Origin of the sequence: Psychrobacter sp. Pi2-51, assembly GCF_904846665.1 — a bacterium.
Taxonomy (GTDB): domain Bacteria; phylum Pseudomonadota; class Gammaproteobacteria; order Pseudomonadales; family Moraxellaceae; genus Psychrobacter; species Psychrobacter glaciei.
Genome location: NZ_CAJHBP010000028.1, coordinates 23,778 through 38,091, shown reverse-complemented (window position 1 = coordinate 38,091; position 14,314 = coordinate 23,778). Strand labels below are relative to the sequence as shown.

The 14,314-nt window shown below is 42.8% G+C and carries 9 protein-coding genes and 1 tRNA gene; all 10 read left to right on the top strand.

Features of this window, described 5'->3' with window-relative positions:
- Positions 1-306 precede the first annotated feature (306 nt).
- Positions 307-382: transfer RNA gene (locus JMY08_RS12135), tRNA-Trp, on the top strand.
- A 51-nt stretch (positions 383-433) separates the two neighbouring features.
- Positions 434-922 (top strand): preprotein translocase subunit SecE, encoded by a 489-nt coding sequence (gene secE, locus JMY08_RS12130; protein ID WP_201593544.1) that lies wholly within the window; start codon positions 434-436, stop codon positions 920-922.
- 57 nt (positions 923-979) lie between these two features.
- Entirely contained in the window at positions 980-1,510 is a 531-nt protein-coding gene (gene nusG, locus JMY08_RS12125) for a transcription termination/antitermination protein NusG (RefSeq protein ID WP_010201718.1), read from the top strand.
- 89 nt (positions 1,511-1,599) lie between these two features.
- Complete coding sequence (gene rplK, locus JMY08_RS12120) at positions 1,600-2,031, top strand: 50S ribosomal protein L11 (RefSeq protein ID WP_010201717.1); 432 nt, start codon at positions 1,600-1,602, stop codon at positions 2,029-2,031.
- Positions 2,032-2,733, top strand: coding sequence for a 50S ribosomal protein L1 (gene rplA / locus JMY08_RS12115; protein ID WP_010201716.1), 702 nt, complete (start codon positions 2,032-2,034; stop codon positions 2,731-2,733).
- Between the two features lie 432 nt (positions 2,734-3,165).
- Positions 3,166-3,693 carry a 50S ribosomal protein L10 gene (rplJ, locus tag JMY08_RS12110; RefSeq protein WP_010201715.1) on the top strand — a complete coding sequence of 176 codons (528 nt, stop codon included), beginning with the start codon at positions 3,166-3,168 and terminating at the stop codon, positions 3,691-3,693.
- 126 nt (positions 3,694-3,819) lie between these two features.
- A complete protein-coding gene (gene rplL / locus JMY08_RS12105) occupies positions 3,820-4,191 on the top strand; it encodes a 50S ribosomal protein L7/L12 (protein ID WP_010201714.1) in 372 nt (123 codons plus the stop codon).
- Between the two features lie 830 nt (positions 4,192-5,021).
- Entirely contained in the window at positions 5,022-9,140 is a 4,119-nt protein-coding gene (gene rpoB / locus JMY08_RS12100) for a DNA-directed RNA polymerase subunit beta (protein WP_201593543.1), read from the top strand.
- Positions 9,141-9,325: 185 nt separating this feature from the next.
- Positions 9,326-13,543 carry a DNA-directed RNA polymerase subunit beta' gene (rpoC, locus tag JMY08_RS12095; protein ID WP_010201712.1) on the top strand — a complete coding sequence of 1,406 codons (4,218 nt, stop codon included), beginning with the start codon at positions 9,326-9,328 and terminating at the stop codon, positions 13,541-13,543.
- 166 nt (positions 13,544-13,709) lie between these two features.
- Positions 13,710-14,234 (top strand): DUF6586 family protein, encoded by a 525-nt coding sequence (locus JMY08_RS12090; protein WP_201593542.1) that lies wholly within the window; start codon positions 13,710-13,712, stop codon positions 14,232-14,234.
- Positions 14,235-14,314: the final 80 nt, after the last annotated feature.

The following is a 14,314-nucleotide window of genomic DNA, read 5'->3' as shown; positions in this document are numbered from 1 at the left end:
TGTCAGAGTAATCTGATCAGAGTTAAGCAGTTCGTGAAAAGCCGCTCTCTTTATTGAGGGTGGCTTTTTTTTGGGTGGTAGAAGGTTGTTTTAGAACTCTTAGAGAGATTTAAATTGAATGCCATATCTGCTATGTCTCCTATTGTAATATAGTGCTTGGCTTGTTATATTAATGCTGCTTCTTACGAAGCATTTTTTACGAAAAGAGCGTTTGTTGATTAGAAAAATTATCTAAAATATACAATTTTAACGCTAAAGGCTTGCATTCTATGCTCAATATTGTATAATGCTGTCCTTTACACCCATAGGCGATTGGCTCAATTGGTAGAGCATCGGTCTCCAAAACCGAGGGTTGTAGGTTCGAGTCCTACATCGCCTGCCATCTTCTTATCACATCTTTGTTACACCTCACCATCTCCGAAGCGAGTTCTTTATGAGCAATAATCAAGATAACCTCGAGAATAAGTTATCTGATGCCAAGGCGGGTGCTGGTGGAATGCTGTCTAAAGGTCAGCACATCTCAGCAGGCAATCAAACGACGGCTGTTGAAGTGGCTAAAACTGGCTCAATGAAAGATGTGGTTCTGTGGCTACTTGCCGCAGCAGTTTTAATTGGGGCGACGTTAGTTAATCAATATTTACCTGGCTATTGGCAGCCTGCCAATGATGTCTGGGTACGTATTGGTATTATCGTTGCCCTTATTGTATTTGCTTTAGTCTGTTTAGCATTAACGCATCAGGGTCGCGCTTTTAAAATATTATTAAAAGATGCTGCCGTTGAATTACGCCGCGTGACATGGCCAGGCAAAGACGAGACTTTTCAGTATACTTGGCAAGTTCTTGTGATGATTGCCATTGTTGGATTTCTAGTTTGGTTATTAGATAATTTCTTCAACTGGTTCGTTGGCCTCTTTATTGGTTAATAGCACGTATTAGTGCATATTAACCCAAAATTTACTTATAATGATCAGGAGCGTGACATGCGTTGGTATATTGTCCAAGCGTTTTCAGGATATGAAAAGCAAGTACAGCGTTCATTAACTGATCGTATTAATCGTAGTGACTTCGCTGAATCATTCGGTGACGTATTGGTTCCTACTGAAGAAGTCGTCGAAATGAAAGACGGCAAAAAGCGTAAAAGCGAGCGTAAATTCTTTCCAGGCTATGTATTGATTCAGATGGAAATGAATGACAACACTTGGCACATCGTCAAAGATTGTCCACGTATTATGGGTTTCATCGGTGGTACACCTGAAACACCAGCGCCAATTACCCAAGTAGAAGCAGATCGTATTTTAAACCGTTTGAATCAGACTGAAACTGACCCACGTCCTAAGACTCTGTTTGAGCCGGGCGAAGAGTTGTTGGTTATCGATGGTCCATTTACTGACTTTAAAGGGTTGGTTGAAAAAGTGGATTATGAAAAGTCTAAACTACATTTAACGGTAAACGTATTTAATCGACCGACTCAGGTCGAGCTTGAGTTTAGTAAAGTTGAGAAGCTAGACTAAACCCGTAAAAATTCATCAACCGGGGAGCTGTTAGTCAATAAGGTTTATACCACGTTGATTTGGCGCTATTACCCATTTAGGAGAGTATCATGGCTAAGAAGATTGATGGTTACATCAAACTGCAAGTGCCTGCAGGCAAAGCAAATCCTTCACCACCGATTGGTCCAGCATTGGGTCAAAAAGGCGTGAACATCATGGCATTCTGTAAAGAATTTAACGCTGCAACCTCAAACCAAGAGCCGGGTCTACCGATTCCTACTGAGATCACTGTATATAGCGATAAGTCTTTTACCTTTATCATGAAGTCACCACCAGCTGCGTACTTACTACGTAAGGCTGCTGGTATCGCTAAAGGTTCTGGTACGCCAAACACCGCTAAAGTCGGTAAAGTTGACCGTGCACAATTAGAAGATATCGTTAAGACTAAAGATGCAGATTTGACTGCTGCTGATCTTGATGCTGCTGTTCGTACCATCGCTGGTACTGCACGTTCAATGGGTATTACCGTGGAGGGTGTGTAAATGAGTAAACTTACTAAGCGTCAAAAGTTAATCGCTGAGCGTGTAGAAAACGAAAAGTTATACACGATTGAAGAAGCGGTTCAAATCTTAAACGATTTGCCAGCACTAAAATTCAAAGAGTCTATCGACATTGCAGTAAACTTGGGCGTTGACCCACGTAAATCTGATCAAGTCGTTCGTGGCGCTACCAACCTACCTGCTGGTACTGGTAAAACCAAACGCGTTGCTGTATTTGCTCAAGGTGCTGCTGCTGAAGCCGCCAAAGAAGCTGGTGCTGACATCGTTGGTTTCGAAGACCTAGCAGAACAAATCAAAGCTGGCAACATGGACTTTGATATCGTTATTGCTGCTCCTGATGCAATGCGTGTTGTTGGTCAGTTAGGTACTATCCTAGGTCCACGTGGCCTAATGCCTAACCCAAAAGTTGGTACAGTAACGCCAAACGTTGCTGAAGCTGTGAAAAATGCTAAAGCTGGTCAAGCACAGTATCGTGTAGACAAAGCGGGTATCATTCATACTACTATTGGTCAAGTTGGTTTCACTGCTGAGCAAGTTATTCAAAATGCTGAAGCATTAATCACAGATCTAAAACGTGCTAAACCTGCTACGTCTAAAGGTACTTTCATTAAGAAAATTACCTTGTCTAGCACTATGGGTCCAGGTATCACTATTGATGCTGTTCCTTATCGCACTGCTAAATAATTAAGTATTCACTCTTCAAATATTTTGAATAATGCGTACAAAAAAATTCTAAAAAATTAGGTCAGCGTAGCATATGCTACGCTGTCTAAGACCGTAGGTAGAGAGTGGTTTAGTGTCATAGATAGCAATTTTCGAATGGTTAAATATGATAACAAGCTGCTTTTTTTAATCGACCACAGATGAAAATCTTAGTTGTCCTACGCAGACGGTGATCCACCCAGTTGTTGATAAAAGCCGATAGTTCAATCTATCACTTGATGTCATTCTGATAACGGTGCCGTAATCAGTCGTTACGAGTAGGTTTTATTTTTATAGAATTTATGAATAACGTGTCGTATCAAGTCAGTCTAATTCAGTGGTTTAGTAATTGAAAATTTCGATTTTTAAGAATTAAAGTACTGAGCAGACTGATAAGATTAAAGGAGTCAACTTATGGCATTAACGCTAGAGCAAAAACAACAAGTTGTGGCTGAAGTGTCTGAAGTTGCTGCTAATGCTTACTCAGCAGTAGCTGCCGAATATCACGGTATTGGTGTTGCAAAGCTTACTAAGCTGCGCGAACAAGCCCGTGAGAAAGGCGTGATTTTGAAAGTGGTAAAAAATACCCTAGCAAAACGCGCTTTTGAAGGCACTAAGTTTGAGAGCATGTCAGACCGTATGACTGGTCCACTACTTTTGGCTTTCTCTATGGAAGATTTGGGATCTGCCGCTCGAGTCGTTTTCGACTTTAGCAAAGATAACAAAGCTTTAGAGACCAAATTGGTATCAGTCGGTGGTGTTGTTTATGGTCCAGAAGAGCTAGAGCGCGTATCGAAGCTACCAACTCGCGACGAAGCAATCTCTATCTTGATGGCTACTATGAATGCACCAGTGACCAAGCTTGTCCAGACTATGAACGCTGTTCCTGGCAAGTTCGTTCGCACTGTAGCGGCAATCAAAGACGCAAAAGAAGCTGCTTAATTGCTTGTTTTAACGTAACTTTGACATCGCTGATTGTACTTTATTGCCAACACTATTTGAACATTTGGCAAACAATCAAAGCGATATTAAAATCAATTAAATTTTATCAGATAACGGAGAGTTCTCATGGCACTATCTAAAGATGATGTGTTAAACGCAATCGCTGAAATGTCAGTAATGGATATCGTTGAGTTAATCAGCGACATGGAAGAAAAGTTCGGCGTAACAGCTGCTGTTGCTGCTGCACCTGCTGCTGCTGGCCCTGCTGCTGCTGCTGCTGAAGAAAAAGACGAGTTTGACGTAGTTCTTGCCAGCTTTGGCGAGAAGAAAGTTGGCGTAATCAAAGCCGTACGTGAAGCTACTGGTCTTGGCTTGAAAGAAGCGAAAGATTTGGTTGAAAGCGCTCCAGCTCCAATCAAAGAAGGCGTTAACAAAGCTGAAGCTGAAGAGTTGAAAAAGAAACTTGAAGAAGCTGGTGCAACTGTTGAACTAAAATAAGCTGAGCTTATCTTAGTGTTGTACAAAAAAAGCTGGTAATGCCTTGCATTGCCAGCTTTTTTTTATTATAATTCGTAGCTTGACCTTTTGTGTCTGCCAACATACGTATGCAACAACACGGTGGATACCCATCAAAAGGACAGACGATAGCTATGCAAATAAACACAGTGCAAGCACACATACCAGTTTTTGAAATCAGTTAATATCAGCTAAACGTCCATAGATGTTTGGCATTTTTTTGTGTCTGCATGCTTTCCCATTAACACTATAGTTTATACTGATTCTAAAAGTTATAGTTACCCCAATTATTATTAATTCTGAAAAGCTGTTAATCTTAGGTTATCCATTTAGCATGGTTTTACTGTCAGTAGGTAGGCTCGTAGACGGTATATATCAGCGACGACATTGGTTTTGATGGTAAGTAGATTAGGATAACCCTAATAGAAGTTGTTTCTTCTCAAGAGTATTGGTAAGTATTAACCTATAAATCAATTTATTATAGATTGACTTATATTGAAACTGTCGGTCTAAACCATCATATAGAGTGGCTTAGATACCGATGATAAGACTAGATTGATTTGTAAGATTAAATGCAGTTGTAACATTAAATGCAGTTATAACATTAAATGATAGTGTCATAGTGGCGCACTGATGAAGCACATACCAATGTATCACCTGTACGAATGGATAAACAGTCACTAACTGAGTATTAACACCCGTTTTATATTATCGTTTACGTTGCCAAGTTTGCATAATATTAATATCAAATAGTATTGATGCACGCTGGCCACGCTTTCAATTTGTTTCCACGTTTACTGTAAGGACTCTCGATGGCATATTCTTATACTGAAAAAAAGCGTATTCGCAAAAGTTTTGCTGAATTGCCCACTGTGATGGACATTCCCTATTTACTGTCTATTCAAGTAGATTCCTACGAGCAATTTTTGCAAGAGCATAAAAAGCCAAAAGCTCGTGAGAATAGTGGCCTGCAAGCTGCGTATTCCTCTATTTTCCCAATTGAGAGTCACTCTGGTAATGCTGAGTTACAATTCGTTGAATATTATTTGGGCGATCCTGAGTTTGATGAGCGTGAGTGTATCTTACGTGGCTCAACGTTTGCAGCACCAATGCGTGTCAAGATCCGCTTAATTATCAAAGATAAAGACAGCAAAGACAAAGACAGTAAAGCGGCAATCAAAGATATCCGTGAGCAAAGCGTCTATATGGGTGAAATCCCATTGATGACCCAAAACGGTACCTTTATTATCAATGGTACTGAGCGTGTTATCGTATCGCAATTACATCGCTCACCTGGCGTGTTCTTTGATCATGATAAAGGCAAGTCACATTCAAGTGGTAAAGTGCTTTATAACGCCCGTATCATCCCTTACCGTGGTTCATGGCTTGACTTTGAATTTGATGCAAAAGACTTAGTTTTTGCTCGTATTGACCGTCGTCGTAAATTACTGGCATCTATTATCCTTCGTGCCCTAGGCTTGAGCACTGCTGAAATCTTAGATCTTTTCTTTGATAAAGTAGCGGTTTATAAAGGTGAAGAGCAGTTTGAGATTGATCTGGTTGCAGATCGTCTGCGTGGCGAGATGGCTCAGTTCGATATCGTATCACCTGAAGGTGACGTCATCGTAGAGCAGGGCAAACGTATCAATGCCCGTCGTATCCGTCAGCTTGAAGAAGCGGGTATGACTAAAATCTCTATCCCTGATGAATACTTATATGAGCGTATTTTGGCCGAAGACATCGTCGTTAACGATGAAGTCATCGCTAAAGCAAATACATTAATTGACCATGAATTATTGGTTAAATTAAGCGCGTTTGAAGCCAGTGACTCTATCAAAGAGTTCAGCATTCTGTTCACCAATGATATCGATCAAGGCAGTTATATTGCCGATACGTTACGTGCTGACAGTACTTCAAGCCGTGAAGAAGCATTGATTGAAATCTATAAAGTCATGCGTCCAGGTGAGCCACCAACGGTCGAAACTGCTGAAAAACTATTTGATAGCATGTTCTTTAACGCTGATCGTTATGACCTATCAAATGTTGGTCGTATGAAATTCAACCGTCGTCTTGGTTTAGAATTTGATAACACGGATGATCCAGATATCCAGCGCGAACGTAGCGTATTGACCAATGCCGATATCGTTAACGTGCTAAAAGAGCTGATCGAAATTCGTAACGGTCGCGGCGAAGTCGATGATATTGACCATCTAGGTAACCGCCGTATTCGTTCGGTTGGTGAAATGGCAGAAAACCAATTCCGTGTTGGTCTAGTGCGTGTTGAGCGTGCAGTTAAAGAGCGTTTAAGCTCAGCGGAATCTGATAACTTGTCACCACAAGATTTGATTAACTCAAAGCCTGTTGCGGCTGCGGTTAAAGAGTTCTTTGGTTCAAGCCAGTTGTCACAGTTTATGGATCAGAACAACCCGTTGTCTGAAGTTACCCATAAGCGCCGTGTATCAGCATTAGGACCCGGTGGTCTGACTCGTGAACGTGCAGGCTTTGAAGTACGTGACGTACATGATACCCATTATGGCCGTGTATGCCCAATTGAGACTCCTGAAGGTCCAAACATTGGTCTTATCAACTCATTGGCAACATTTGCTAAAACCAACAGCTTTGGCTTCTTAGAGACGCCTTATCGCCGTGTGGTTGATGGTAAAGTCACAGATGTTATTGAATATCTATCCGCCATTGAAGAAGTAGGTACAGTCATTGCACAGGCTGATTCACCAGTAACCGCAGAAGGCGCGTTATCTGATGAAATGGTCAGTGTGCGTAGCTATGGTGAATTCGTTCGCATGCCGCCAGAAAAAGTGACGCATATGGATGTGTCACCAAGTCAGGTCGTATCGGTCGCAGCAGGTTTGATTCCATTCCTAGAGCATGATGATGCTAACCGTGCCTTGATGGGTTCGAACATGCAGCGTCAGGCTGTTCCTACGCTACGTGCTGATAAGCCGTTAGTAGGTACGGGTATGGAGCGTCACGTTGCTCGTGACTCTGGTGTTTGTGTCATCGCTAAGCGTGGTGGTGTGATCGAAGACGTTGATGCCTCACGTGTTGTGGTTCGTGTAAATGAAGATGAGATGATTGCTGGTGAAGCCGGTATTGATATCTATAACTTAGTTAAATATACGCGTTCTAACCAAAACACTTGTATCAACCAACGTATTATCGTGAACCAAGGCGATGCTATTGCTGTAGGTGATATCTTGGCTGATGGTCCTTCAACGGATCTTGGCGAGTTGGCATTGGGTCAGAACATCCGCATCGCATTTATGCCGTGGAATGGTTACAACTTCGAAGATTCAATCTTGTTATCTGAAAAAGTGGTTAAAGAAGATCGTTTCACCACTATTCATATTCAAGAATTGACTTGTGTAGCGCGTGATACCAAGCTAGGTACTGAAGAGATTACTGCTGATATTCCAAACGTTGGTGAAGCGGCGCTATCAAGCCTTGATGAAGCGGGTATCGTTTATATCGGTGCTGAAGTTGACGCTGGTGATATCTTAGTTGGTAAAGTGACGCCAAAAGGTGAAACGCAACTAACGCCAGAAGAGAAACTCCTCCGGGCTATCTTTGGTGAAAAAGCGGCTGATGTTAAAGACACGTCATTACGTGTTCCAACATCAAGCAAAGGTACGGTTATTGACGTTCAAGTCTTTACCCGTGATGGCGTCGAAAAAGATGCGCGTGCAAGAGCGATTGAAAAATCACAGCTTGATAGCTACCGTAAAGATTTAAAAGAAGAGCTACGTATCTTTGAAGAAGCCGCTCGTGGTCGTATTGGTAATTTGCTTGATGGTCAAAAAGTCAGTGGTGGTTCAGGTCTAAAAGCCGGTACAGTGATGGCATTGGCTGATATGAAAGATATGAGCCTTGAGACTTTGCTTGATATTCAGCCAGTTGAAGAAGAAATCTCTGAGCGTCTAACGCAAATCGCTGATTACTTAGTTGATAAGCAAAAAGACATCGATGTGAAGTTTGCTGAGAAAAAACGCAAATTGACTGCTGGTGATGACTTGCAACATGGCGTACAAAAAATCGTTAAGGTATATCTAGCGGTTAAGCGTCGTATTCAGCCTGGTGATAAGATGGCTGGTCGTCATGGTAACAAAGGTGTTGTATCGCGCATTATGCCGGTTGAAGACATGCCTTATGACGAAAATGGTAATACCGTTGACATCGTACTGAACCCACTAGGTGTTCCATCTCGTATGAACATCGGTCAGGTGCTAGAGACGCATTTGGGTATGGCAGCAAAAGGTTTGGGCGAGAAAATTGATGGTATGCTCAAAGCACAAGCCGCGATCAAAGAATTACGTGATTTCCTAGACCAAATCTATAACAAAGTAGGCGGTGAACAAGTTGATCTAGATAGCTTGAGTGATGACGACATCATGGCGTTATCAGACAACTTGCGTGGCGGTGTACCGATGGGCACGGCAGTATTTGATGGTGCGCATGAGCATCAAGTCAAAGACTTGCTAGAGCTTGCTGGTCTAGCCAGAAACGGTCAGCAGACGTTATATGATGGTCGTACGGGTCAGAAGTTTGATCGCCAAGTAACCGTCGGCTACATGTATATGCTCAAGCTTAACCATTTGGTTGATGACAAAATGCATGCACGTTCAACCGGTTCTTATTCACTAGTGACGCAGCAGCCACTTGGTGGTAAAGCACAGTTCGGTGGTCAGCGCTTCGGTGAGATGGAAGTCTGGGCACTAGAAGCTTACGGCGCGACTTACACGCTGCAAGAGATGTTGACAGTGAAATCGGATGATGTCGAAGGCCGTACCCGTATGTATAAAAACATCGTCGATGGTGAGCAATATATGGATCCAGGTATGCCTGAATCGTTTAACGTCTTGACCAAAGAAATCAAATCATTGGGTATTAACATTGAGTTAAAACAAACCCATTAAGAATGGCTGGCTGACTGAATTAAGATTATTGCAGTCAGTTATTAACCTTAGTGGTTAGCTAAAAGCAGTATGCTAAATTGCTGCTGCTTTTAGCCATTTATCTCAACCCTATTCATTGCCTTCATTCATCTTATCCGCGTTAATAGTACGCTGTCAGATGATTATAAAGATAACGGAGAAGCAACTTGAAAGATTTACTCGATATCATGCAAAGCCCTACCGGCAACGGTAATCAAGAGTTTGATAGCATTCAAATTACTTTGGCCTCACCTGACGTGATCAAGTCATGGTCGCATGGTGAAGTGAAAAAACCTGAAACCATTAACTATCGTACGTTTAAGCCTGAGCGTGATGGTCTTTTTTGTGCCAAAATTTTTGGCCCAGTAAAAGATTTTGAATGTCTATGTGGTAAGTACAAACGCCGTAAATTCCAAGGCGTTATCTGTGAAAAATGTGGCGTTGAAGTCACTACCGCCAAAGTCCGTCGCGATCGCATGGGTCATATTGACCTAGCCAGTCCTGTGGCGCACATTTGGTTCTTAAAATCATTACCAAGCCGCATCGGTCTCTTACTAGACATGACGCTACGTGATATTGAGCGCGTTCTATATTTTGAAAGCTATATCGTTACTGAGCCAGGTCTGACTTCTTTAGAGAAGTACCAATTGCTTGACGATGAAGACTACTACCGAGCGCTTGAAGAGTTTGGCGACGAATTCACTGCCAAGATGGGTGCAGAAGCAGTACAAGACCTATTAAAAGATATCGACTTAGATTTAGAAATTGATGAGCTGCGTGAAGCGATTCCGCAAACGGGTTCTGAAACTAAGCTTAAAAAGATGTCTAAGCGTCTTAAACTATTAGAAGCATTCCGTGATTCTAATAACAAACCTGAATGGATGGTTATGACCATCTTGCCAGTACTACCACCAGATCTACGTCCTCTAGTACCACTAGAAGGTGGTCGTTTTGCGACTTCAGATTTGAATGATTTGTATCGCCGTGTGATCAACCGTAACAACCGTCTCAAGCGTCTGCTTGAGCTGAGTGCCCCTGATATCATCGTACGTAACGAAAAACGTATGTTGCAAGAGTCAGTCGATGCGTTGTTAGATAACGGTCGTCGCGGTCGTGCGATTACTGGTAGTAATAAGCGTCCATTGAAATCTTTGGCAGATATGATCAAAGGTAAGCAAGGTCGTTTCCGTCAAAACTTACTTGGTAAGCGTGTCGATTATTCTGGTCGTTCGGTAATCGTTGTAGGTCCAACACTACGCCTACATCAGTGTGGTCTACCGAAGAAAATGGCGCTTGAGTTATTCAAGCCATTTACTTATAACAAACTATTATCTCATGGTTTGGCGACTACAATTAAAGCTGCCAAAAAGATGGTTGAGCGTGAAGAGCCGCAAGTGTGGGACATGCTGGCCATGGTTATCCGTGAGCATCCAGTACTTCTTAACCGTGCACCAACGCTTCACCGTTTGGGTCTACAAGCGTTCGAGCCAGTACTAATCGAAGGTAAAGCAATTCAATTGCATCCGCTCGTATGTACTGCATTCAACGCCGATTTTGATGGTGACCAAATGGCCGTTCACGTGCCATTGACGCTAGAAGCTCAGCTTGAGTCACGTGCTTTGATGATGTCGACCAACAACATCTTGTCACCTGCGAACGGCGATCCAATCATCGTACCGTCACAGGATGTGGTATTGGGTTTGTACTACATTAGCCGCTCATCAGTGAATGCTAAAGGCGAAGGCATGATCTTTGCCACCGTCAATGAAGCATTGCGCGCGATTGGCTCAAACGATTTGCATGTAAACGCGAAAATTAAAGTTCGTGTGACTGAAACGCATTTCGATGAAGAAGGCAACGAGACCAAAGAAATCAGTATCAAAGATACGGTTGCTGGTCGTTTACTTATCTGGAACATCATGCCTAAAGGTATGACGTTTGATGAATGTAACCAAGAGATGACGAAGAAAAACATCTCACGCTTGATCAACTCTTGCTATCGTAAAGTAGGCGTTAAAGACAGTGTTATGTTTGCTGACCAATTGATGTATCTAGGTTTTGCGCAAGCAACGCTGTCTGGTGTGTCTATCGGTTTGGATGACATGGTTATTCCACCGAGCAAAAAGCAAATCATCGAAGTTGCTGAAGGCGAAGTGCGCGAGATTGAAGATCAGTTTGAGCAAGGTTTTGTGACGGCTGGTGAGCGTTATAATAAAGTGGTCGACATCTGGTCACGTACCAATGACAAAGTCGCGAAGGCGATGATGGATAACTTGGCGACCGATAAAGTCATCAACGCGCAAGGTGAAGAAGAAGAGCAGAAGTCATTTAACTCTATCTTTATCATGTCAGATTCTGGTGCTCGTGGTAGTGCGGCACAGATTCGTCAGTTGGCTGGTATGCGTGGCCTGATGGCTAAGCCGGATGGTTCAATCATCGAGACACCGATTAAAGCCAACTTCCGCGAAGGTTTGACGGTACTACAGTACTTTATCTCTACGCATGGGGCACGTAAAGGTCTAGCAGATACGGCATTGAAAACCGCTAACTCGGGTTATTTGACTCGTCGTTTGGTTGATGTTGCACAAGATTTGGTTATCACCAGTGATGACTGTGGTACCGAGCAAGGCTTGCTCATGAAACCACATATTCAAGGTGGTGAAATCATCGAGAAACTCGGTGAACTAGTACTTGGTCGTGTGACCGCGCGTGATGTCACTTACAATGATGACGCTGATAAGATATTGATTCCAGCGGGTACATTGATCGATGAGCATTGGGTCAATGTGCTTGATGAAAACGCGATCGATGATATCTGGGTACGTTCAGTTATTACTTGTAATGTTGAGCATGGCGTTTGTTCACAGTGCTATGGTCGTGACCTTGCACGTGGTCATAAAGTGAATATCGGTGAATCAGTCGGGGTTATGGCCGCTCAGTCTATCGGTGAGCCGGGTACTCAGTTAACCATGCGTACGTTCCACGTGGGCGGGGCTGCAAGCTCAGCCTCTGTGGACAATAGCATCTCTGTACGTAATGCTGGTCAAGCGCATTTCGAAAACATGAAAACGGTTCAACATACCGATGGTCACCTAGTCATCGTATCGCGTTCTGCTGAAATTGCATTGACTGATGAGCTTGGTCGTGAGCGTGAACGCTATAAAGTTCCTTACGGTTCAAGCGTACTTGTGAAAGATGAAGATCAGGTCGAAGGTGGTCAAACCATCGCTAAGTGGGATCCGCACACGCATCCTATCATTACAGAATTTGCTGGTACAGCACGCTTCAGTGACATCACTGATGGCTTGACAGCTACCGTGAAGGTTGATGACGCGACTGGTATGAGCTCATTTGAGATTCTTGCTACTCGTGACCGTTCAAGCTCAGCAAAAGATTTACGTCCTGCGATTATCTTGAACACAGACGAAGGCAAAGAAGTGGTTTACTTCTTACCAGCTGAAACCATCATTCGTGTGAGCGATGGTGAAAAAGTAGCAGCCGGTTCGATCCTAGGCCGTGTACCACAAGCATCTTCAGGTACCAAAGATATTACTGGTGGTCTACCACGTGTTGCTGATTTGTTTGAAGCACGTCGCCCGAAAGATCACGCCATCATGGCAGAAATGTCAGGTGTGGTGAGCTTTGGTAAAGAGACTAAAGGTAAAAACCGCTTCATTATCACCAATGAAGATGGTGAAGTACATGAAGAGCTGATCCCGAAATGGCGTCAAATTAACGTCTTTGAAAACGAGACAGTTGCTCGTGGTGAAGTGATCGCTGATGGTCCACAAAACCCACACGATATCTTGCGCCTAAAAGGTCAAACGGCACTTGCTGATTATATCGTTAACGAAGTACAGGACGTTTATCGTCTGCAGGGTGTAAAAATCAACGATAAGCACATCGAAGTTATTATTCGTCAGATGCTGCGCAAAGTTGAAATTACCGATGGCGGCGATTCAAGTCACTTCAAAGGCGATCAGGTCGAGTACGCTGATATCAAAGCGTTGAATGCCAAACTAGAAGCGGAAGATAAATTCCCAGTACAGTTCGAGCGTCAATTACTAGGTATCACCAAAGCCAGCTTGGCAACGGAAAGCTTTATCTCAGCAGCGTCGTTCCAGGAAACGACTCGTGTGCTAACTGCTGCTGCCGTTACTGGTAAAGTCGATGAACTACGTGGTCTGAAAGAAAACGTCGTCGTTGGTCGCTTGATTCCAGCTGGTACTGGTCTTGCTTATCATAAAGCCCGTAAAGAGAAAGCGGATCAAAAGCTACAAGACAAAGATCTCAATGCAGCGTTTGATATGACTGCAAGCACTGATAGCAAAGACTTTGCAAGCTTTGATGAAGCATTTGCTCAAGAGTTAAATCAAGATAATTAATCGTATTAAGTATTTTGATTCATTCTTAATTTGATAAAAAAGCCAGCCTAAGTTGCTGGCTTTTTTGTGCGTATAAAAAGTTAAGAAAGGCATGGTGCTATTATCTAAAAAAATAGTACACTGGAAATACGCTCTAATTCACTACTCATAGAAGGATAGTTAGCAAATGGCAGGTAAAACTCGCGTCGCCAAATATCAAGCAGATCGAACCAATCAAAAGTTATATTTTTGTCGTTTATCTTGCCAATCTGCAGGAAGTACCAATGATAAGCAGTTATACCAAGCACACTGTGAGACTGCTATTTTTCATTTGCATGGTGCTTTATTAGCATTTATTCAGGAGTTGGGTTATTTCTATAGCTTAAATATGACAGCGCCAACTTTGCTCGATATTGAACAAGCACTGAGCGAGCGTACTCAAGTGTCACCTGAGATTCAGCGTTTGCAGCAACTGCAACAGCAAGGCTTTATCGCCAATATAGAACGTGCTTATCAGCGTTGTCTTTATGCAGTTCCGCCAGATACTATCGTCGATGAAGCGCCAAGCAGTCATTCAGCGTCACCAGACTTGATTGTCAATGTCGTCACTTTATCTAACCAATGGCTGCCTGATGAAGCAACGATACGGGAATGGCGTAATCAGCTTTTAGAGTTAATCGAACAACTGCGTGCAGGTATGGTTGAATTCTAATAGTAAGTGCACTAGAAAATCTATTCTTTGATCGCTATTTATTGAACCATTTGAAAGGACGATTAAGTAGGGTAGGCCAT

Coding starts and splice junctions, on each gene's coding strand:
- rpoB (WP_201593543.1), top strand. CDS start 5,022: ATGGCATATTCTTATACTGAAAAAAAGCGTATTCGCAAAAGTTTTGCT.
- nusG (WP_010201718.1), top strand. CDS start 980: ATGCGTTGGTATATTGTCCAAGCGTTTTCAGGATATGAAAAGCAAGTA.
- rplA (WP_010201716.1), top strand. CDS start 2,032: ATGAGTAAACTTACTAAGCGTCAAAAGTTAATCGCTGAGCGTGTAGAA.
- JMY08_RS12090 (WP_201593542.1), top strand. CDS start 13,710: ATGGCAGGTAAAACTCGCGTCGCCAAATATCAAGCAGATCGAACCAAT.
- rplJ (WP_010201715.1), top strand. CDS start 3,166: ATGGCATTAACGCTAGAGCAAAAACAACAAGTTGTGGCTGAAGTGTCT.
- rplK (WP_010201717.1), top strand. CDS start 1,600: ATGGCTAAGAAGATTGATGGTTACATCAAACTGCAAGTGCCTGCAGGC.
- rplL (WP_010201714.1), top strand. CDS start 3,820: ATGGCACTATCTAAAGATGATGTGTTAAACGCAATCGCTGAAATGTCA.
- secE (WP_201593544.1), top strand. CDS start 434: ATGAGCAATAATCAAGATAACCTCGAGAATAAGTTATCTGATGCCAAG.